Annotated in this window: 21 protein-coding genes and 1 tRNA gene; 20 read left to right on the forward strand and 2 right to left on the reverse strand. The window is 69.1% G+C overall.

Annotated features, from left to right (window positions below):
• The first annotated feature begins 42 nt into the window (after positions 1-42).
• Together ABD808_RS18775 and ABD808_RS18780 are read left to right on the forward strand one after the other, a co-directional pair.
• Complete coding sequence (locus ABD808_RS18775; protein WP_344898359.1) at positions 43-1,110, forward strand: UDP-N-acetylmuramate dehydrogenase; 1,068 nt, start codon at positions 43-45, stop codon at positions 1,108-1,110.
• Between the two features lie 290 nt (positions 1,111-1,400).
• Positions 1,401-1,982: a TMEM165/GDT1 family protein gene (locus ABD808_RS18780; RefSeq protein ID WP_344898362.1), complete on the forward strand. Its 582-nt coding sequence runs from the start codon at positions 1,401-1,403 to the stop codon at positions 1,980-1,982.
• A gap of 15 nt (positions 1,983-1,997) precedes the next feature.
• Here ABD808_RS18780 and ABD808_RS18785 read toward each other — a convergent pair whose 3' ends face one another.
• A complete protein-coding gene (locus ABD808_RS18785; protein ID WP_344898364.1) occupies positions 1,998-2,999 on the reverse strand; it encodes an adenosine deaminase in 1,002 nt (333 codons plus the stop codon).
• Positions 3,000-3,375: 376 nt separating this feature from the next.
• Between ABD808_RS18785 and ABD808_RS18790 the strand changes: the two genes are divergently transcribed.
• The 3 genes from ABD808_RS18790 to ABD808_RS18800 all read left to right on the forward strand — a co-directional run bounded on the left by ABD808_RS18790 (position 3,376) and on the right by ABD808_RS18800 (position 5,827).
• Positions 3,376-4,404 (forward strand): hypothetical protein, encoded by a 1,029-nt coding sequence (locus tag ABD808_RS18790; protein ID WP_344898366.1) that lies wholly within the window; start codon positions 3,376-3,378, stop codon positions 4,402-4,404.
• A 157-nt stretch (positions 4,405-4,561) separates the two neighbouring features.
• The gene (locus tag ABD808_RS18795; protein ID WP_344898368.1) at positions 4,562-5,071 is read left to right on the forward strand and encodes a SigE family RNA polymerase sigma factor; all 510 of its coding nucleotides are present in this window, start codon (positions 4,562-4,564) and stop codon (positions 5,069-5,071) included.
• Between the two features lie 3 nt (positions 5,072-5,074).
• Complete coding sequence (locus ABD808_RS18800) at positions 5,075-5,827, forward strand: hypothetical protein (protein ID WP_344898370.1); 753 nt, start codon at positions 5,075-5,077, stop codon at positions 5,825-5,827.
• A gap of 382 nt (positions 5,828-6,209) precedes the next feature.
• On the opposite strand, the gene ABD808_RS18805 is transcribed toward ABD808_RS18800, so the two are convergent.
• Positions 6,210-7,421, reverse strand: coding sequence for a pyridoxal phosphate-dependent aminotransferase (locus ABD808_RS18805; protein ID WP_344898372.1), 1,212 nt, complete (start codon positions 7,419-7,421; stop codon positions 6,210-6,212).
• 233 nt (positions 7,422-7,654) lie between these two features.
• On the opposite strand from ABD808_RS18805, the gene ABD808_RS18810 reads away from it, so the two are divergent.
• The 15 genes from ABD808_RS18810 (at position 7,655) to ABD808_RS18880 (ending at position 20,623) form a co-directional block, all read left to right on the forward strand.
• A tRNA-Trp gene (locus tag ABD808_RS18810) sits at positions 7,655-7,727 on the forward strand.
• Positions 7,728-7,849: 122 nt separating this feature from the next.
• A complete protein-coding gene (gene secE / locus ABD808_RS18815) occupies positions 7,850-8,116 on the forward strand; it encodes a preprotein translocase subunit SecE (RefSeq protein WP_344898374.1) in 267 nt (88 codons plus the stop codon).
• 278 nt (positions 8,117-8,394) lie between these two features.
• The gene (gene nusG, locus ABD808_RS18820) at positions 8,395-9,141 is read left to right on the forward strand and encodes a transcription termination/antitermination protein NusG (protein ID WP_344898605.1); all 747 of its coding nucleotides are present in this window, start codon (positions 8,395-8,397) and stop codon (positions 9,139-9,141) included.
• Positions 9,142-9,404: 263 nt separating this feature from the next.
• Positions 9,405-9,833: a 50S ribosomal protein L11 gene (gene rplK / locus ABD808_RS18825; RefSeq protein ID WP_344898376.1), complete on the forward strand. Its 429-nt coding sequence runs from the start codon at positions 9,405-9,407 to the stop codon at positions 9,831-9,833.
• Between the two features lie 60 nt (positions 9,834-9,893).
• Positions 9,894-10,610 (forward strand): 50S ribosomal protein L1, encoded by a 717-nt coding sequence (gene rplA / locus ABD808_RS18830; RefSeq protein WP_344898378.1) that lies wholly within the window; start codon positions 9,894-9,896, stop codon positions 10,608-10,610.
• A gap of 286 nt (positions 10,611-10,896) precedes the next feature.
• Entirely contained in the window at positions 10,897-11,748 is an 852-nt protein-coding gene (locus ABD808_RS18835) for an SCO4651 family lipoprotein (RefSeq protein WP_344898380.1), read from the forward strand.
• Between the two features lie 137 nt (positions 11,749-11,885).
• Positions 11,886-12,776 (forward strand): SCO4651 family lipoprotein, encoded by an 891-nt coding sequence (locus tag ABD808_RS18840; RefSeq protein WP_344898382.1) that lies wholly within the window; start codon positions 11,886-11,888, stop codon positions 12,774-12,776.
• Between the two features lie 336 nt (positions 12,777-13,112).
• Complete coding sequence (rplJ, locus tag ABD808_RS18845) at positions 13,113-13,718, forward strand: 50S ribosomal protein L10 (RefSeq protein WP_344898384.1); 606 nt, start codon at positions 13,113-13,115, stop codon at positions 13,716-13,718.
• Positions 13,719-13,768: 50 nt separating this feature from the next.
• On the forward strand, positions 13,769-14,161 hold the full coding sequence (rplL, locus tag ABD808_RS18850; RefSeq protein WP_344898386.1) for a 50S ribosomal protein L7/L12: 393 nt from the start codon (positions 13,769-13,771) through the stop codon (positions 14,159-14,161).
• A gap of 339 nt (positions 14,162-14,500) precedes the next feature.
• A complete protein-coding gene (locus tag ABD808_RS18855) occupies positions 14,501-15,511 on the forward strand; it encodes an ABC transporter ATP-binding protein (protein ID WP_344898388.1) in 1,011 nt (336 codons plus the stop codon).
• On the forward strand, positions 15,498-16,346 hold the full coding sequence (locus ABD808_RS18860) for an MlaE family ABC transporter permease (RefSeq protein WP_344898390.1): 849 nt from the start codon (positions 15,498-15,500) through the stop codon (positions 16,344-16,346). Before ABD808_RS18855 ends, ABD808_RS18860 begins: the two co-directional genes overlap by 14 nt.
• On the forward strand, positions 16,346-17,194 hold the full coding sequence (locus ABD808_RS18865) for an MlaE family ABC transporter permease (protein WP_425548944.1): 849 nt from the start codon (positions 16,346-16,348) through the stop codon (positions 17,192-17,194). The genes ABD808_RS18860 and ABD808_RS18865 overlap by 1 nt, the downstream gene beginning before the upstream one ends.
• A gap of 61 nt (positions 17,195-17,255) precedes the next feature.
• Positions 17,256-18,560: an MCE family protein gene (locus ABD808_RS18870; RefSeq protein ID WP_344898392.1), complete on the forward strand. Its 1,305-nt coding sequence runs from the start codon at positions 17,256-17,258 to the stop codon at positions 18,558-18,560.
• Positions 18,557-19,588 (forward strand): MCE family protein, encoded by a 1,032-nt coding sequence (locus ABD808_RS18875; protein WP_344898394.1) that lies wholly within the window; start codon positions 18,557-18,559, stop codon positions 19,586-19,588. The genes ABD808_RS18870 and ABD808_RS18875 overlap by 4 nt, the downstream gene beginning before the upstream one ends.
• On the forward strand, positions 19,589-20,623 hold the full coding sequence (locus ABD808_RS18880; protein ID WP_344898396.1) for an MCE family protein: 1,035 nt from the start codon (positions 19,589-19,591) through the stop codon (positions 20,621-20,623).

Here is a 20,623-nt window from a genome sequence, read left to right on the forward strand (position 1 = left end):
CCGTCGACGGGGGCCGGCGCCATACGGGAGGGGTGGGACGACGTGGCGGTGTTCGCTGAAGAGGTGAACCTGGCCGGATTCACCACGCTGCGGCTGGGCGGTCCCGCGCGGCGTTTCGTCGAGGCGACGACCGAGGCGGAACTCGTCGCCGCGATCCGTGACGCCGACGACGCGGGCGAACCCGTCCTCGTCCTTGGCGGCGGCAGCAACCTGGTGGTGTCCGACGAAGGCTTCCGAGGGACAGTCGTGCATGTCGGCACTCGCGGCTCCGAACGGGTGGCCGCCGATGGCGATCGGGTCCTTGTTCGAGTGCAGGCGGGAGAAGACTGGGATCCGTTTGTCGCCCGCTGTGTCGCGGACGGTCTCGCGGGCGTCGAATGCCTGTCCGGAATCCCGGGTCGTGTTGGCGCCACTCCCATTCAGAACGTCGGCGCCTACGGGCAGGACGTCAGCGAGACGATCGTCGAGGTCCGCGCCTACGACCGGCAGGCCCGCGCCCACGTCACCCTCGATCGCGACGCCTGCCACTTCACCTACCGGCACAGCGTGTTCAAGGGCGACGACCGTTACGTCGTACTGGACGTGACGTACGCGCTGCACGAAGCCGAGGAATCACAACCGATCGCCTACGCGGAACTCGCGCGGAAACTCGGCGCCCAGCCCGGCGACAGGGTCACCTTGAAAGAGGCCCGCGACGCCGTCCTGGAACTGCGGCGCGGCAAGGGCATGGTCCTGGACGCCGCCGACCCCGACACCCGCAGCGCCGGTTCGTTCTTCACCAACCCGATTCTCGAACCCGCGCAGGTCGCCGATCTCGAAAACCGCGTCATCGAACGCCTTGGACCGGACGCGACCTTCCCCCGCTACCCCGAGATGGGCGAACGGGTGAAGACGTCCGCAGCCTGGCTCATCGACCGCGCCGGATTCACCAAGGGGCACGCCCTCGGACCGGCACGCATCTCCACCAAGCACACCCTCGCCCTCACCAATCCGGGCGGTGCCAGCACCGCCGACCTGCTCGCCCTCGCCCGGCAGGTCCGCGACGGCGTCCACGAGGCGTTCGGCGTCGAGCTGGTGAACGAGCCGGTCCTCGTCGGCGTCACCCTCTGACCGTCCGGCCCCGCCCGTCCCGCGGCTGGACCGGCGGGCCCCTGCGGCTGGACCGGCGGGTCGGCGCGGCTGGACCGGCCGGTCCGCGCGGCTTGGTAGTGTCGAGACGTCGAGGGGGAGTAGTTCCCAATCGCGTGATCGACATACTGGCGCCGCCTGTGGCGCCCGGTCACGCGGGCCCGTTCCGACCGGGCGGACGAGACCCTCGGCCTGGCAGCCATGCCGGGCCGAGGTCGTTACGCCCCGAAGCTCCCGCCCTCCGGCTCGGCAGTCCGAGCGAGAGGGAACCGTTGTCCGCCTTTCTCATCAGCTTGGCCGTGATCTTCGTCGCCGAGCTGGGCGACAAGAGCCAGCTCATGGCGATGACCTTCGCCGCCCGCTTCCGCGCCGTCCCGGTGCTGATCGGCATCACGGCGGCGACCGCGCTCGTCCACCTGGCGAGCGTCGCCGTCGGCGCGGCGGTCGGCGCCGCGCTCCCCACCGGCCCCATCTCGATCATCGCGGGCCTCGCGTTCCTCGGCTTCGCGCTGTGGACGCTGCGCGGCGACGAGCTGGACGACGCCGAACGCGACAAGGCCGGGCGCGCCACGGGCTCGGCGATCCTGGCCGTCGGCACCGCGTTCTTCCTCGCCGAACTCGGCGACAAGACGATGCTCGCCACCGTCGCCCTCGCCGCCGACCACGGCGGATTCCTCGCGCTGACCGGCGTGTGGGCCGGGTCGACCCTCGGCATGGTCGCCGCCGACGCGCTCGCCATCGTCGTCGGCCGCCTCCTCGGCAGGAAGCTCCCCGAACGGGTCATCAAGTACGGCGCGGCCGCCGGATTCGCGATCTTCGGCGTCCTCCTCCTCATCGAGGGCGCCACCACCTGACGCGGGACGGCCGCGTCAGTCGTTGAGCCAGGTGTCGATGCCGGACAGTAGGCGTTGGCGAATGTCGTCCGGGGCCGCCGACGCTCTGATCGACTGGCGGGCCAGTTCCGCCAGGTCCGCGTCGGTGAAGTCCTGCTCCGCCCGGACGAGTTCGTACTGCCGGGCCAGGCGCGACCCGAACAGCAGCGGATCGTCGGCGCCGAGCGCGATGGACGTTCCCGCCTCGTACAGGCTCCGGACCGGGACGTCCGACGCCGTGGCCGCCACGCCGAGGCCCACGTTCGACGACGGGCAGACCTCCAGCGTCACGCCCCGCTCGACGATCGCCGCCACGAGGCCCGCGTCCGCGACGGCGCGCACCCCGTGCCCGATGCGGTCGGCGCCGAGCGTCTCCAGGCACTCGCGGACGCTCGCCGGGCCGAGCAGCTCTCCGCCGTGCGGTACCGACAGCAGGCCGCCCCGCTTGGCGATCCGGAACGCGCCCTCGAAGTCGTACGCGCGGCCCCGCCGCTCGTCGTTGGACAATCCGAACCCGACCACGCCCCGGTCGGCGTACCGGACGGCGAGGCGCGCGAGCGTCTTGGCGTCCAGCGGGTGCCGCGTCCGGTTCGCCGCGATCACGACGCCGATGCCGACCCCGGACGCCGCCGACGCCTCGCGCGCCGCGTCCAGCACCAGCTCGACCGTCGGGGTCAGGCCGCCGAACATCGCCGCGTAGCCGCTCGGATCGACCTGGATCTCCAGCCAGCCCGAGCCCTCCGCCGCCTCGTCCTCGGCGGTCTCGCGGACGAGGCGGCGCAGATCGTCGGGCGTCCGCAGCACCGAACGCGCGATGTCGTACAGGCGCTGGAACCTGAACCAGCCGCGCTCGTCGGTCGCGTGCAGCCGGGGTGGCCAGTCTTCGACGAGCGCGTCCGGCAGATGCACGCCGTGCAGCGCGGCCAGCTCCACCAGCGTGGAATGCCGCATCGAGCCGGTGAAGTGCAGGTGCAGGTGGGCCTTCGGGAGCAGGGCCACGTCCCGGCGGGTCGAGCCCGCGGGGGCGGGTTCCGGGTGGTCCGGTGTCGCGTGATCGGACGTCCTGGTGGGGGGCGACCCCGCGCACCCTCGGGAAGAGCCGGCCGGACGGGAACCGTCCTGCGCCGGACGAACTGAAACGGTACGGGCCTCCATGAGCCAATGCTGCCGGATCATCGTCTCCGCCGAACCCCCAGCCCTCCGGGATCACCACACCGGACTACATCGCATGACACTCCACGGCCATGCCCGCCCATGGGCATCGCAAAAAACTTTGGAATCCCGTGCAACCCCCCGTGGGCACCGTGCGTATACGAGGGGCGCCAGAGAGAGAACAGGGACCCGCACGGATGTGGACGGGCAGAAGGGATACACGATGATCACGCTGAAGGCCGCCTTGATCGCGGCGTCCGCGGTCGGTGCCGTTGTCGCGGGCGGCGGGGCGACGTGGGCGATGACCGGCGCCTCCGAACCGGCGGCCCCGCAGTCCCACGCCAAGGCCCCGGCGGCGAACCACCGGGTCCAGGACCAGGCGCCCGCCAAGCTGCCGACCTGCCTGCCCGCCAAGCCGGAGCTGCCCGCGAAGCCCGGCGTCCCCGCGCCCGGCCTGCCCAAGGGCAAGCTCCCGGACGGCGGCGTCCGGAACGAGGCCCAGAAGCAGCTGGAGCAGAACCCGGTCGGCAAGAACCTGCCCAAGCCGCCGAAGGCCGACCTGCCCGGCGTCACGCCCCCGAAGGGCGACCTTCCGGGCGGCGTCCCCGGCGGCGTCCCGGGCGCTCCGAACGTCCCCGGCGCTCCGAACGTCCCGGGTGCCCCCAACGTCCCGGGTGCTCCGAAGCTCCCGGACACGGGCGGAAAGCTCCCGGCGAACCTGCCGGACTGCCCGCCGTCCAACGGTGGCACCCAGCGGAAGGCTCCCGCGCCCCAGCCCCCGGCGGGTGTTCCCGGCGTTCCGGGCGTCCCCGCCAAGCCGGGCCTGCCCGCCGCGCCCAAGCTCGACTGCGGCAAGCTGCCGCCCGCGCTGAAGGTCGGCGGCCCGGTCGAGAAGGCCGTCATGCTGTCGAAGGGCCTGCGCTTCGCCTCGACCGCCCCGGGCTCCGCCGCCCTCCGCGACAAGAACATCTGCGCAGTCACGCAGAAGTGGACCGGCCCGGCCGGACGGTGGATCACCGTCGAAAGGCTGAGGACCCCCAAGGGAATGACGCAGAATCAGCTGCGGCAGGCGCTGAACCTCCCCCAGGGCGGTACCCCGATCACCATGTACGGCGTGGCGGGCTGGATGGCCCCGGGCGGTAGCGGCGTGCTGCTGTTCGACCCGACCGGCTACTCGCTGTTCGTCAACGGCAGCCCCCTCCTCGCGGGCGACATGAAGGACGTGACCGCCGCGGTGAGCAAGGCCGGCTGACACAGCCGGGTCGGCAAGGCAGAACGGTGTGGGCGCCCGGGGGGACGCGGGCCGCCCACACCGGACACAAAGAAAAAGAACGTGGGCGGGCGGCCCGGCGCGGTGGCCGCCCGCTCTCGGCAGAACGCCGGAACAGCTCTAGCCGGGACGGAGCACAGTGGGGCGTCGAGACGACAGGTCGTTCGTGGAGTTCGTGACGGAACGCGGCGATGCCCTGCTGCGCACCGCGGCGCTGCTGTGCGGGGCCCGGCAGGACGCCGAGGACATTCTGCAGACCGCGTTGGAGAAGGCCTACCGGCACTGGGGTCGGCTTGAGGTCGGCAGCGATCCCGAACCCTACGTTCGCCGGATCCTGGTCAACCTCGTGATCAGCCGGTCCCGGCGCTGGAAGGTGCTCCGCGAGATCCACATGGCGCGGCTCCCGGAGACACCGGCCGCCGCACCGGACCACGCGGTCGAGCTGAGGGGGACGCTCATGGACGAACTGCGCAGGCTCGGCCCGCGGCAACGGGCCGTCCTGGTGCTGCGCTTCTGGGAGGACCTCTCGGAGGCGGAGACGGCGCGGGCGCTCGGCTGTTCGGTCGGAACGGTCAAGAGCCAGGCGTCCCGGGGGCTCGCCAGGCTCCGGGAGCGCCTCGACAAGAACCTGGCGCCACTGGGGAGATGAGCGATGGATCTGGAGAGTGAGCTGCGGAAGGCCATGGCCGAGCAGGTGGCCGAGGCGTCCGCGTCGCCGTCGCTCGTCGCCGACGTCAAACGCCGGCACCGGCGCAGGAGGACCCGGCTGCACGCGACCGCGGGGGCGGTCGCGGCCTCGGTCGCCGCGCTGGCCCTGGTGCCCGCCTATCAGTCGTTCCGGGCCACACCTGCGGGGAACTCCGAGACGACACGCCCGAGCAACACCGTCTCGGTCCTCCAGCAGCCGGAACGGCCTCCCGCCCCGGGACTCTCCCGGCCCCCGTCAGCAAAGGGACACCCCGGGGCGGGAGCCTCCACACGGCCGGGGGCCCGGCCGTCGTCCGGCGAATCGGGCACCGGCCCGCACCGGCCCGGCGGCGGGGCCCTCGACGACCTGCCGCGCTGGATCTCCTACCTGCCGTCCGGTCTCGTCGTCTCCTCGCCCTGCGCGTCGGCGGGCGACGCCAAGCGCGAGACGACGACCTGCAAGTGGCGCGGGGGCGTCGGCTGGGTGGAGATCGTCCTCGTGCGGAGCGGCGGCCTGTCCGGCCCGCAGGACCTCGTGAAGTCGGCGGGCATCCCCAACCGCACGACCGTGCGCGGCATGCCCGCGCTCACCGTCGACCGTCCCGACTCGGCACGCCAGATCTCCTGGCTGGCGCGTCCCGGCGTCGGTGTCACCGTGTCCGCCGGGGGATCGGTCAAGGGCCAGCTCATGCGCATCGCCGAAGGCGTCCGCCCATGACCGACGCGAGGGCGTCCACCCGCCAACGGCGCCGAGTGCGTACGCCGGTGAACGGTGCCGAAGGGGTCGCGCTCGTGAGCGCGCCAAGGACATGTGTTCGTGAAGGACGCCGAGTAGGTGCGTTCGTGAAGGGCATTGAGGGGGTGCGTCCGTGAGGGACGCGCACTGACCCCGTTCCGGCGGGGCGTTCCGCGGCGGAGAGGGGCCGCGGCGGGACGTCCCGCCGGACATCCGGGAACGGGTTCATTGGAGGCGGACCCCGTTCCACACGGGACCGGCCCCGGGCTATGTGTGCGCCCGGGGCCGGCTCGTGACGGTTCTCGTGACAGTTCTCGTGACAGTTCTCGTGACAGTGGGGGACGGGGTCGCCCGTCCGGTCGGATCAGCTCGCCTCGGAGAGCAGCTTCGCGACCCGCGAGACGCCCTCGACGAGGTCGTCGTCGCCGAGCGCGTACGACAGCCGGAAGTAGCCGGGGGTGCCGAACGCCTCGCCCGGAACCAGCGCGACCTCCGCCTCCTCCAGGATCAGCGACGCCAGCTCCACCGACGTCTCCGGACGCTTCCCGCGAAGCTCCCTGCCCAGCAGCGCCTTGACCGACGGGTAGGCGTAGAACGCGCCCTCCGGCTCGGGGCACACCACGCCCGGGATCTCGTTCAGCATCCGCACGATCGTCTTGCGGCGCCGGTCGAACGCGGTGCGCATCTCCGCCACCGCCGACAGGTCGCCGGTCACCGCCGCGAGCGCCGCCGCCTGCGACACGTTCGCCACGTTGGACGTCGCGTGCGACTGGAGATTCTGCGCGGCCTTCACCACGTCCGCCGGGCCGACCATCCAGCCGACCCGCCAGCCCGTCATCGCGTACGTCTTGGCGACCCCGTTCAGGACGAGCGTCCGGTCGGCCAGCTCCGGCACCACCACGGGGATCGAGTGGAACTCGGCGTCCCCGTACACGAGGTGTTCGTAGATCTCGTCCGTGATGACCCACAGGCCGTGCTCGTCCGCCCAGCGGCCGATGGCCTCGACCTCGTCGCGCGAGTACACCGCGCCGGTCGGGTTGGACGGCGACACGAACAGCAGCACCTTCGTCCGGTCCGTGCGGGCCGCCTCCAGCTGCTCGACGGTCACCTTGTAGCCGGTGGTCTCGTCGGCGACCACGTCCACGGGCACGCCGCCCGCCAGCTTGATCGACTCGGGGTAGGTCGTCCAGTACGGCGTCGGGACGATCACCTCGTCGCCCGGGTCCAGCAGCGCGGCGAACGCCTCGTACACGGCCTGCTTGCCGCCGTTGGTGATCAGCACCTGGGCGGCGTCCACCCGGTACCCGGAGTCGCGCGCGGTCTTCTCGGCGACGGCGGCGCGCAGCTCGGGCAGCCCGCCCGCGGGCGTGTACTTGTGGAAACGCGGCACCCGGCAGGCGGTCACCGCCGCCTCGACGATGTAGTCGGGAGTCGGGAAGTCGGGCTCGCCCGCGCCGAACCCGATGACCGGGCGACCCGCCGCCTTCAGCGCCTTGGCCTTGGCGTCGACGGCCAGCGTGGCGGATTCGGATATCGCGGCGATGCGCTTGGAGATGCGAGGACGGTCGATGCTCATACCCCTATCGTTACAGACGCCGCCACGGAGCCCGAGCGATATATACGCGCCGGTCGGACGACCCGTGGACGGCTGGTTCGACGCGGGGGCCCCGGACACGTAGACTCACCCTCCAAGTGACGTGTCCCCGCCATACGAGCCTGTCCGCATGCGGATGCCGTATACGGTCCGTAAGCTGGGATTCGGCATCAGCCTGACCCAGCGGTCGGGTGTTCTCCTTTCCGGGAGAATGAAGGGCAGTGGCTCAATTGGTAGAGCACCGGTCTCCAAAACCGGCGGTTGGGGGTTCGAGTCCCTCCTGCCCTGCGAGGTGCGGTGCGCGCACCCGTGTCGTCCGCGTCCCGGCCCTACCAGGGGCGGTTCGCGGTCTGGAAAGGCGCGGCGACCACATGGTGGTTGGATCACTACCGATGAGGTGAACGGCGGCAATGGCGACCGAGACTGACGAGCGCGACGAGCCCGAGGCCAAGGACGAGGGCAAGCACAAGAAGGAGAAGAGGTCCGCTTCGCGGCGGACGTCTCCAGCGCTTTTCGTGCGCCAGATCGCCGCTGAACTGCGCAAGGTCATCTGGCCGACGCGGCGGGAGCTCGTCACCTACACGACCGTCTCCCTCGTCTTCGTGCTGATCATGGTCGCGCTGGTGTCCGCCGTCGACTACGGCCTACAGCAGGGCGTCTACGCCGTCTTCGGCTGACGACGCGGCCGGCGCGCCCACCGGCGACCGCCGAGCATTCTTCGCAAGTCCATCACCGAAGTCCGAGAGAAAGAGTCATCGTGTCCGAGCCATCCCAGCCCTACGACGAGGCCGTTGACGAGGCCCAGTCAGCTGCGGCTGCTACGGCCGGCCAGGCGGCCCAGCCGACCGACGAGACGGCCGAGGCGGTCGTCTCCGCCGGCGAGGCCGAACCCGCGGACACGAAGCTCGAGGGCGAGGACCGCCCCGCCCCGGGTGCCGCGGAGGGCGCCGCCGATCTGGCCGAGGCCGTCGAGGACGACGCCGAAGCCGACGCTGCCGCCGAAGCCGAAGCCGAAGCCGGTGCCGACACCGACACCGACACCGAAGCCGGTGCCGACGCCGAGGCCGACACGGACGAGGAGGAGGGCGAGGAGCCCCCTGCCGAGCCGCCCGCCGACCCGTACGCCGACTTCAAGATGCAGCTTCGCCTCCAGCCGGGCGACTGGTACGTCGTGCACTCCTACGCGGGGTACGAGAACCGGGTCAAGACCAACATCGAGACCCGTACCCAGACCCTCAACATGGAGGACTACATCTTCCAGATCGAGGTCCCGCAGCACGAGGTCACCGAGATCAAGGGCGGCAAGCGCCAGAAGGTCAACGAGAAGGTCCTGCCGGGCTACATCCTGGTCCGCATGGAGCTCACCGACGAGTCGTGGGCCGCGGTCCGCAACACGCCGGGCGTCACCGGGTTCGTCGGGCTGCTGAACAAGCCGTCCCCGCTGAGCCTGGACGAGGTCGCCAACCTGCTGGCCCCCGAGCCGGAGGAGGGCACCGCGCCCGCCAAGGAGCAGGCGAAGGTCGCCGCCACGGTCGACTACGAGGTCGGCGAGTCCGTCACCGTCATGGACGGCCCGTTCGCCACCCTCCCCGCGACCGTCAACGAGATCAACGCCGAACAGCAGAAACTCAAAGTGTTGGTGTCGATTTTCGGGCGCGAAACGCCGGTGGAGCTGTCCTTCAACCAAGTCTCCAAGATCTGACCGAACAGCTTTGATCAGCGCATATCCTGGACGGGTTGTCCCCACGTAGGTGGGGGTGGTCCGGTCCTCGTTTCGATCTTGGGTCGGGAAACGCCATGTTCCCCACGTGAGTGGGGGTCGCCCGTCCAAGCAGTGTTGGACACGTCCAGTTTCGTTGGACGGGGTCTATATAGCGGTTCCTACACGGTGGATGTGTCCCAGCCGTCGTGTTGCCCGGGCAGTCGGGAGTCGGAACCACCAGTAAATGGGACAAAGGGGTTCACATGCCTCCGAGGAAAAAGGTCGCGGCGCTCGTCAAGGTGCAGTTGCAGGCGGGTGCCGCTACGCCGGCGCCGCCGGTTGGTACCGCGCTCGGTCCGCACGGCGTCAACATCATGGACTTCTGCAAGCAGTACAACGCCGCCACGGAGTCCCAGCGCGGGAACGTCATCCCCGTAGAGATCACCATCTACGAGGACCGGTCGTTCACCTTCGTCACCAAGACGCCTCCGGCCGCGCAGCTCATCCTGAAGGCCGCGGGCGTGGAGAAGGGCAGCGGAGAGCCGCACAAGACCAAGGTCGGGTCCGTGACCCGTGACCAGGTCCGCGAGATCGCCACGACGAAGATGCCCGACCTGAACGCCAAGGACCTGGACGCCGCCGAGAAGATCGTCGCCGGTACGGCGCGGTCGATGGGCATCGAGGTCAAGTAGTCACACCCAGTGGAAGGGCCGGCGCTGGCCCGCACCACGAGTTCCAGTGGAGGAACGCAGATGAAGCGCAGCAAGGGGTACCGCGCCGCCGCGGAGAAGATCGACCGCGAGCGGCTGTACAGCCCGGTCGAGGCCGTGAAGCTGGTCAAGGAGACCACGGTCGTCAAGTTCGACCCGACCGTGGAGGTCGCGCTGCGGCTGGGCGTCGACCCGCGCAAGGCCGACCAGATGGTGCGCGGCACCGTCAACCTGCCGCACGGCACCGGTAAGACCGCCCGCGTGCTGGTGTTCGCCGTCGGCGCGAAGGCGGAGGAGGCCGAGGCGGCGGGCGCCGACCTGGTCGGCTCCGACGACCTGATCCAGCGGATCCAGGGAGGCTTCCTGGACTTCGACGCCGTGGTGGCGACGCCGGACCAGATGGGCAAGGTCGGACGGCTCGGCCGCGTCCTCGGCCCGCGCGGTCTGATGCCGAACCCGAAGACGGGCACGGTCACGATGGACGTGGCGAAGGCCGTCACCGACATCAAGGGCGGCAAGATCGAGTTCCGGGTGGACCGGCACGCGAACCTGCACTTCATCATCGGCAAGGCGTCGTTCAACGAGCGCCAGCTGGTGGAGAACTACGCCGCCGCGATCGAGGAGGTCCAGCGGCTCAAGCCGTCGGCCGCCAAGGGCCGGTACGTCAAGAAGGCGTCGCTGACGACGTCGATGAGCCCGAGCATCCCGGTCGACCCGAACGCGATCCGCGATCTGGCCTCCGACCTCGAAGCGGTCTGACCGGCCGCACCGGACAGCAGCACGACCGAGCACGGCGCCCCCGCCAAGGTGGGGGCGCCGTGCCGTTTTCGTCTGCCCGGGCGGGCCCGCCGTCTGTCCGACTGGGTCCGCCGTCTGCCCGGGTGGGCCCGGGGTGGGCGCGCTGTATCGGTCATCTGGTTCGTGCGCGGCTACGCCGGGGGTCGTACGGTCCGCCGCGGCATTCGTACCACCGGGGGATGTAGCGCCGTCGCCGTCTCGGGAGACTGGGAACGTCAGCAAGGCGATCAAGGGAGGCTCAACCCTCATGAACCGACGACTCATGGTGGCGGCCGGCGGCACCGCCGTGGGTGCCGCGCTCGTCCTGTCCGGATGCGGCGGAGATGGGACGGCGAGCACCGAGAACATGAAGCTCAGCGCCAACGAGGCGTTGCTGAAGGCGTCCCAGAAGACGGGCAGTACCGACACGTTCAAGGCCGACCTCACCGTGGCGGGTGTCGGTAAGAGCACGGACGAGGTGCACGTCAACGGCCGGTTCCAGCTGAGCCCGAAGTTGAAGTTCAGCGCGAAGCTGGACGATTTCAAACCCGGCGGCCAGAGCGTTCCTGGCGTCGAGGGTCAGGCGTTGTACACCGACGATGTCCTGTACGCGAAGGTCCCGCGGCTCGCGAAGTTCGTCAGCGGCGGCAAGCCGTGGCTGAAGATCGACGTGAACCAGATGGCGCAGCGCAGCGGTTTCGACGTGCAGAGCCTGCTCCAGCAGGTCGGGAAGGTCAACCCGGCCGAGCAGACGAAGATGTTCACCGGTTCCAAGGACGCCCGCAAGGTCGGCACCGAGAAGGTGGACGGTGTCACCACGGTGCACTACACCGGCACGGTGACCGTCCAGGACGCGCTGAACCGTCTCGACCCGCAGACCCGCGAGAAGGTCGGCACGTGGCTGCCGAAGGACCGCGCCCACAGCAAGATCAACTTCGATGTGTGGACGGACGGTGACAACCTGCCGCGCAAGCTCGTGTCCAAGTCGACGGACGCCCAGGGCGACGGTGGCACGGTGACGGTTCTCTACAGCGACTATGGCAAGTCGTTCAAGGTGAACCCGCCGCCGTCCGACCAGGTGGGAACGCTGTCGATCGGTGGCCTGCTCGGCGGTAACTGAGAAATACCGCACAAACGACATCACCGGACAGAGTGAACCCCGGCGGGCGACGGTGCGTCTGATCTAGCATTCGGCTTCACGGCCGGGCGCGTCTCCGCGCGGACCGGCGCTAGCAGACCAAAGGAGACTCCCCCACAATGATCCGTCGTTTCGCCGCGGGCACGGTGCTGGCGGTCGGCCTCGTCATCTCGCTGACCGGCTGTCTCGGGGACACCGGCAACAAGGTGGACGAGGCCGGCAAGAACCTGAAGCTGACCGCCGCGCAGGTGCTGGGCAAGGCCGCGGAGGAGACCGGTACGGTCGACTCCTTCAAGGCCGACTTCACGATGCAGATCTCCGGTTCGAGTGACGGCAACCTCACGGCGTCCGGCGCGATGCGGTACCGGACGAAGCCCGACCTGGCCTACGGCATGAGGTTCGACCAGATGACGGCCGCCGGCAAGTCGATGAATGGTACGGAGTACCTGCTGGTCGACCGGGCCATGTACATGAAGATTCCGATGTTGACCGAGCTCGGCGGCAGCGCCGCCAAGCCGTGGCTGAAGATCTCGCTGGACGAGCTCGGCCAGAAGTCCGGGCTGAACCTGGACGAGATGCTCAAGCAGTCCAAGCAGATGGACCCGGTGCAGAACACCAAGATGCTCACGGCGTCCAAGGACGTGCGTGAAGTCGGTAAGGAGACGGTGGACGGCGTCGAGACGACGCACTACACCGGCACCTACCGCATGGAGGACGCGATCGCGAAGCTGCCCGCCGACCAGCAGGAGGCGCTCCGCAAGAGCTACGCGGACGCGGGCATGGACAGCATGTCCTTCGACCTGTGGGTCGACGGCAAGCAGCTGCCGCGCAAGCTGGCGATGAAGTCGCAGCAGGCGACCAGCGGCACCATGAACATCACGATGACGTACCGCGACTACGGCAAGCCGGTGGAGGTCACCGCGCCTCCGGCGAGCCAGACCACTGACTTCGCCGAGATGATGAAGAACTTCGGTGGCGCGGGCGGCGGCGCGGGCCTTCCGGGCGCCTGACCGTCCACGAAACAGAACGGCCAGAGGGCCGCGCCGGTGACCACCGGCGCGGCCCCTCGCCTGTCAGCTCGCCTCATGGCCATTGAATTTGGCCTATCGGAGGGACACACGTATTCTGTGTCCTGCCGAAGACCGCCGGTCGTCATCCCGCATGGGGTGACCGAAGGTCCCGACTCGTTCGGGCGGCCCGCGTAGGTGAGACGAGAGCTTCGCATGGCTTCCGTGCCGTGCCTGAACGCCCCGTGCGCCTGCGCCGGGGCGTTTTTTGGTCGATCCGAACCGTCCCCCTGGGCTGGTGAAGGGTCGTGACCACCCAGGTAATCGGAAGGAGGCCACATGGCCAAGGCCGATAAGGACGCGGCGATCGCCGAGCTCAAGAGCGAGTTCGAGGGCTCCAACGGCGCCGTGCTGACCGAGTACCGCGGGCTGACCGTCGCGCAGGTGCAGGAGCTGCGCGGCAACCTCGGCGAGACCGCACGGTTTCGCGTGGTGAAGAACACGCTGACCAAGCGTGCGGCGAGCGAGGCCGGTGTCGACGCGGGGTTCGGTGACCTGCTCGAAGGCCCGTCGGCCATCGCGTTCGTCCGCGGTGACGTGGTCGAGGCCGCCAAGGGTCTGCGTGACTTCGCCAAGGCCAACCCGATGCTGGTGATCAAGGGCGGGTTCATCGACGGTCAGTCGATGGACGCCGCGCAGATCTCCCAGCTGGCGGACCTGGAGTCGCGCGAGGTGCTCCTCGCGAAGCTCGCGGGTGCGATGAAGGCGTCGATGTCGAACGCGGCCGCGCTGTTCAACGCCCTGCCGACGCAGGCCGCCCAGCTCGTCGAGGCGTTGCGCGTCAAGCGCGAGGCGGCCGGCGAGACCGCCGAGGCGCCCGCCGCCGAACCGGCCGTCGAGGCCGCCGACGCAGCCGACGCGCCCGCCGAGGCGTCAGCCGAGTAGGTACCGCGGTACCCCAACCCCAGTTCGTAAGCCATAGCGGAGGAATGATCATGGCGAAGCTCAGCAACGACGACCTGCTCGACGCCTTCAAGGAGATGACGCTCCTGGAGCTGTCCGGTTTCCTGAAGGAGTTCGAGGAGGTCTTCGACGTCAAGGCCGCCGCCCCGGTCGCGGCCGTGGCCGCCGCCCCGGGCGCCCCGGCCGGCGGTGGCGCCGAGGAGGCCGCCGTCCAGGACGAGTTCGACGTCATCCTGGAGGGCGCTGGCGACAAGAAGATCCAGGTCATCAAGGAGGTTCGCGCGCTGACGAGCCTCGGCCTCAAGGAGGCCAAGGACCTGGTCGACGGCGCGCCGAAGCCGCTGCTGGAGAAGGTCAACAAGGAGGCCGCCGAGAAGGCCAAGGAGGCCCTGGAGAAGGCCGGCGCGACGGTCACCGTCAAGTAGTCCTTCTTCTCTTCTGCACCGCAAGGCGGCCGTCCACCCTCGGGTGGGCGGCCGCCTTCGTCGTCGCTGGAGGACGGCGGGAGGACGCTGACCGGGCACGTCACCGCCGCTGTACCGGCCCGCGCGCTGTACGTAACGATTGTCTTACGACGTCGCCTTTCGCTGATGATCTGAGCTGGAACCCCTTCCATTTGGTCGCCGGGCCGCTACGGTAGGAACCCGTCACGGCTACCGGACGGTAGCAAGAGGACGATTACAGGATGTGATGAAAGACAGAGCCTGAGTGCTCCTCGCTCATGGTTCGGGTGTCCCCCCCCCGGCCTGGACGAAAGGTGACGAGTGGGCGTCGAGATCAGGGTCGAGGGTCTGACCAAGTCCTTCGGCCGCCAGGTCATCTGGCAGGACGTGTCGCTGACCGTTCCCGCCGGTGAGATCTCCGTCCTGCTGGGCCCGTCCGGCACCGGCAAGTCGGTGTTCCTGAAGTCGCTGGTCGGGTTGCTGAAGCCGGACCGTGGCCACATCTGGATCGGCGACCGCGACCTGCCCCGTCTCCGCGAGTCGAAGCTGTACGAGACGCGCAAGCTGTTCGGCGTCCTGTTCCAGGACGGCGCCCTGTTCGGCTCGATGAACCTCTTCGACAACATCGCGTTCCCGTTGCGCGAGCACACGCGCAAACGCGAGTCCGAGGTCAAGCGCATCGTCCTGGAGAAGATGGAGCTGGTGGGCCTGCTGGGCGCCGAGCACAAGCTGCCCGGCGAGATCTCCGGCGGGATGAAGAAGCGCGCCGGGCTGGCCCGCGCGCTGGTGCTCGACCCGGAGATCCTGCTGGTGGACGAGCCCGACTCCGGTCTCGACCCGGTCCGCACGGCGTTCCTGAACCAGGTGTTCATCGACCTGAACGCGCAGATCGGCGCGACGTTCCTCATCGTCACCCACGACATCAACACGGCGCGGACGCTGCCCGACAACATCGGCCTGCTGTACCAGCGGCACCTCGCGATGTTCGGGCCCCGGGAGATGCTGCTGTCCAGCGAGGAGCCGGTGGTGCGGCAGTTCCTCAACGCCAGCAAGATCGGCCCGATCGGCATGTCGGAGGAGAAGGACGAGTCCGAGCTGGAGGCCGAGGCCAGGATGGGCCACGATCCGGGTCGCCTGCCGCCGATCCCGCCGCAGCAGATGCCGAGCAGCGGGCTGGTCCGCGCGGGGATGCACCCGCCCGGCGCGTGGTGCGCGGCGAACGGCGTCACCCCGCCGCCGGGGTCGTTCGTCGACGACCTGGGCCGCGACTGGGTGGCGGAGTGGCCGCGTTACGTGGCGTCCCAGGCGCAGGGTACCGATGTCGGCTCCTGACACCGGTGCCGGCCGGCGAGGGAGGAAGGGCGGCGGCTCTTCGGCGACGTTCCGCAAGATCGGGGACGGCGCGGTCAATGTCGCGATCAGGGAGCCGGGCCGGTTCTTCGCGCTCTGCCTGGACACCGGCCGCGCGCTGTTCGCGTGGCCGTTCCAGTGGCGCGAGTTCGTCCAGCAGGCGTGGTTCATCGCGAGCGTCACCGTCGTCCCGACGATGTTGGTGGCGATCCCGTTCGGGGGCGTCCTGTCGCTCCAGGTCGGCGGGCTGATCCGGCAGTTCGGCGCGCAGGCGTACACGGGGGCGACGGCGGTCGCGGCGATCGTCAGGGAGGCCAGCCCGCTGGTCACGTCGCTGCTGGTCGCGGGCGCGGCGGGCTCGGCGATCTGCGCCGACATCGGGTCGCGCAAGATCCGCGAGGAGATCGACGCGATGGAGGTGCTGGGCATCAACCCGTTGCAGCGCCTCGTCGTCCCGCGGGTGTTGGCCTGCGCGTTCGTCGCACTTTTCCTGAACGGTCTGGTGTCGGTGGTCGGCCTGATGGGCGGCTACTTCTTCAACGTGATGCTCCAGGACGGGACGCCCGGCGCGTACCTGGCGTCCTTCAACGCGATCGCGCAGCTGTCGGACCTGCTCCAGGCGGAGTTCAAGGCGTTCATGTTCGGCATCACCGCCGGGCTCGTCGCCTGCTACAAGGGCCTGAACGCCAGGGGCGGCCCGAAGGGCGTCGGCGACGCGGTCAACCAGACAGTCGTCATCACGTTCATGCTGCTGTTCGTGGAGAACTTCCTGATCTCCGCGTTGTACTTCCAGTTCGTCCCGTCGAAGGGCATGTGATGGCCATGCCCGGAGTCTGGCGGCGGCGGTTCGTGCGGTGGTTGAACGCGCCGCTGGACCGGTTGGACGACTTCGGGCACCAGATGTCCTTCTACGTCCGCGCGTTCGCGTGGACGTTCCGTGTGTTGCGCCGCTACCGCACGGAGGTGCTGCGGCTGCTCGCGGAGGTCAGCCTCGGCACCGGCGGCCTCGCCGTGATCGGCGGCTCGGTGGTGATCGTCGGTTTCATGACGTTCTTCACCGGCAGCCAGGTCGGCCTCCAGGGGTACGAGTCGCTGGACCAGATCGGGACGGCCGCGTTCACCGGTTTCGTCGCGTCCTACTTCAACACGCGCGAGATCGCGCCGCTGGTGTCGGCGCTGGCGCTGTCGGCGACGGTCGGCTGCGGGTTCACCGCGCAGCTCGGCGCGATGCGGATCTCCGACGAGATCGACGCGCTGGAGGTCATGGCCGTCCCGTCGATGCCGTTCCTGGTCACGACCCGGATGCTGGCCGGGATGATCGCGGTTGTCCCGCTGTACATCGTGGGGCTGCTGGCGTCCTACGGCGCGACGCGGGCGATCGTGACGACGTTCTACGGCCAGTCGACCGGCACCTACGACCATTACTTCGACCTTTTCCTGCCACCGCAGGACATCCTCTGGTCGTTCGGCAAGGTGATCATCTTCGCGGTGCTGGTGATGCTGATCCACTGCTACTACGGCTACCACGCGAGCGGCGGCCCGGCGGGCGTCGGCGTCGCGGTGGGACGCGCCGTCCGCACCAGCATCGTCGTGATCAACGTGGCCGACCTGATGATGGGCATGGCGATCTGGGGCACCGACACGACGGTCCGGATCGCGGGGTGAAAGGGATGAGCGGAGCGAACCGGGGGGTGTGGGGGGTCGTCCCCCCACGGGTGAGGGCCAGATGAGCGAACGGATCCGGTACCGGGTGCTCGGCCTGGCGATGCTTCTCGTGATCGCGCTGCTGCTGGCGCTGACGGTGGCGCTGTTCAACAAGTCGTTCACGCCGGTGACCAGGGTGACCGTGGACGCCGAGCGCGCCGGGTTGCAACTGTTGCCCCACTCGGACGTGAAGGTGCGCGGCCTGATCGTCGGCGAGGTCCGCGACACCGACGTGACCGCGAACGGCGCGACGCTGCACCTGGCGCTCGACCCCGGCAAGGCGAAGCTGATCCCGCGCGACGTCCAGGCGCGGATGCTGCCGAAGACGCTGTTCGGCGAGAAGTACGTCGACCTGGAGATCCCCGACCGGCCGGGCCCGCTGGGGTTGCGGGAGGGCGCGGTCATCCCGCAGGACCGCTCGCAGGCCGCCGTCGAGATCGACAAGGTGCTGGACGACCTGTTGCCCCTGTTGCGCGCGGTGAAGCCGACGGAGTTGAACGCGACGCTGAACGCGCTGGCGACGGCGTTGCAGGGACGCGGCGACCAGATCGGGCGGAACCTGGAGCAGGCGGACGAGCTGCTGCGAAAGATCAACCCGCAGCTCCCCACGCTGGTGCACGACCTGAACGGCCTGGCCGACGTGTCCGACATCTACACCGCCGCCGCGCCCGACCTGTTGCAGACGTTGCGCAACCTCAACGTGACCAGCCGGACGATCACCGACAAGAAGGCGACGATCGAGACGCTGATCCCGGCGACGACCGCGCTGGCCCGCGACGCCGACACGTTCATGCGGCAGAACGGCCCGAAGATCATCGGCGTGAACATCGCGAACCGGGACGCGCTGGCCCTGGTCGCGCGGTACTCGCCGTCGCTGCCGTGCGTGCTGGCCGGAATGATGAAGCTCAAGTCGGACGCCGAGAAGGCGGGCGGCGGAAACGGCTCGAAGACGTTCGACCTGACCGTCGAGATCGTCAAGCCGCGGCCCGGCTACAAGTACCCGCTGGACCTGCCGGAGGCCAAGGACCAGCGCAACCCCCGCTGCTACGGCCTGCCCAACCCGAAGTCCCCGTTCCCTGACTATCTGGCCCTGGACGGCACGCAGGACGACCTGTGGTGGAAGAACCCCGACTCCCCGGTCGGGGGCGGCGGCCGGGGCAGGGCGCTGTCGAGCGTGTTCGTCGACCCGGGCGCCATGTCCGAGCAGGAAAAGATCAAGAACGTCATCGGCCCGCTCACGCGAACCCCCGCCGACGAGGTCTCCGACGTGTCCACGCTGCTGTTCGGCCCGCTGCTCGGCGACGGATCGGTGGTGACGATCAGGTGAGGACGACGAGTGCGGCGATCAAGCTGACCATCTTCGTGGTGGTCACCTCGGTGGCGACCGGCGTGCTGGCCATGACGATCTCCAACACGCGCTTCCGGGACACCGTCCAGTACAAGGCGATCTTCACGGACGTCACCGGCCTGCTGGACAACGACGACGTCCGCGTCGCGGGCGTTCGGGTCGGGCAGATCGAGCACGTCCGGCTGTACAAGGGGAAGCAGGCGGAGGTGACGTTCAGCGTCCAGGACGGCGGCGTGTTCAGGAACGGGCTGCCGACGTCCACGCACGCGCAGATCCGCTACCGCAATCTGATGGGCCAGCGGTATCTCGCGCTCACCGACGGTGCCGGACAGGCCAACGAGTACCTCCACCCAGGCGACACGATCCCGGTCACCCAAACGGAACCGGCCCTTGACCTGACGACCCTGTTCAACGGTTTCCGACCCCTGTTCCGCGCGCTGGAACCGAAGGACGTCAACACGCTGGCGACGCAGATCGTCCAGGTGCTCCAGGGCGAGGGCGGGACGGTCAACAGCCTCCTCGCGCACGTGGCCTCACTCACCAACACGCTCGCCGACCGCGACAAGGTCATCGGCCAGGTGGTCGACAACCTGAACGTCGTGCTCGGCACCATCGACCAGCGCCACGACCAGGTCGACCGGATGATCACGGACCTGCGGGGCTTCGTCGGCGGCGTCTCCGACGACCGTCAGGCGATCTTCGACTCGGTCACCGCGATCAACGACCTGACCGGCACCACGCAGGGCCTGCTCGCCGAGTCGCGTCCGGCCATCAAGGACGACATCGCCGGGCTCCGCACGCTGATGGGGACGCTGAACACGAACCAACGCGATCTCGACCTGACCCTGAAACGCACCCCGAACCGGCTGCAAGAGCTGGTCAACATCTCGTCCTACGGGTCCTGGTTCAACATGTACCTCTGCGGGTTCGACGCGAGGATCCGGCTACCGGGCGGACCGATCTACCAGTCACCAGCGCTCGTGAACGAGAACGCGAGGTGCAAGTAGATGAAGGTCTCGTTCCGGGAGCGCAATCCCGTCCCCATCGGCCTTACCGGCTTCGCGGTCATCATCGCGCTGGTCGTGGCCGCGCTGAACCTGGACAACATCCCGTTCATAACCAGCGGCACCACCCACACCGCCGCGTTCAAGGAGGCGGCCGGGCTCAAGCAGGACGAGGAGGTCCGCATAGCGGGCGTCAAGGTCGGCAAGGTCACGAACCTCGAACTGGACGGCGACCACGTCAAGGTCACCTTCCGCGTCGACGACGGGGTCCGCCTCGGCACCCGCACCGAGGCCAGCATCAAGATCAAGACAGTGCTCGGCGCGCACTACCTGGCCCTCACCCCACGAGGCGGCGGCACACTCGGCCGCAACATTCCGGTCGAGCGGACGCACGTCCCGTTCGAGGTCGTCCCCGCGATCAGCGAGCTGAGCAAGCGCGTCGGGGCGATCGACGTCCAGCAGGTCGCCAAGTCCTTCGACGTGCTGTCGGCGACATTCAAGAACTCTCCGGAGGAGGTCCGCGCGTCCCTCCAGGGCTTGCGGCGCCTCTCGAACACGGTCGCATCCCGCGACGAACAACTGCACGAACTAGCGGGCAAGGCCAAGGACGTCACCAAATTGCTCGCCGACCGCAACCAGGACTTCGCGAAACTCGTCGCAGACGGCGACAGGGTCCTCCAGGCCGTCCAAGCAAGGCGCGCGGTCATTCACCAACTACTGCTCAACACTGTGAGCCTGTCCCAGCAGGTGAACGCGCTCATCAGCGAGAACAACAAACAACTCCGACCCATGCTGGACGACCTGGCCAAGGTGAACAACGTCCTGTTGAAGAACCAGGACAACCTCGACCGGATCCTCCAGTTGTTCGCGCCGTTCACCCGCCAGTTCGCGGACGTGACCGGCACCGGCCGCTGGTTCGATTCCTGGATCCAGAACCTCGTGCCCATTCCCGCGTCCATCCAACTCCCGCAGAGCAACGGGGCGACCCCTCAGAAACAAGGCGGCCAGTCCGGCAACCCCCTCCCCTTCCTCCCGTGA

It is taken from the genome of Actinomadura meridiana, assembly GCF_039537545.1.
GTDB classification, from domain to species: domain Bacteria; phylum Actinomycetota; class Actinomycetes; order Streptosporangiales; family Streptosporangiaceae; genus Spirillospora; species Spirillospora meridiana.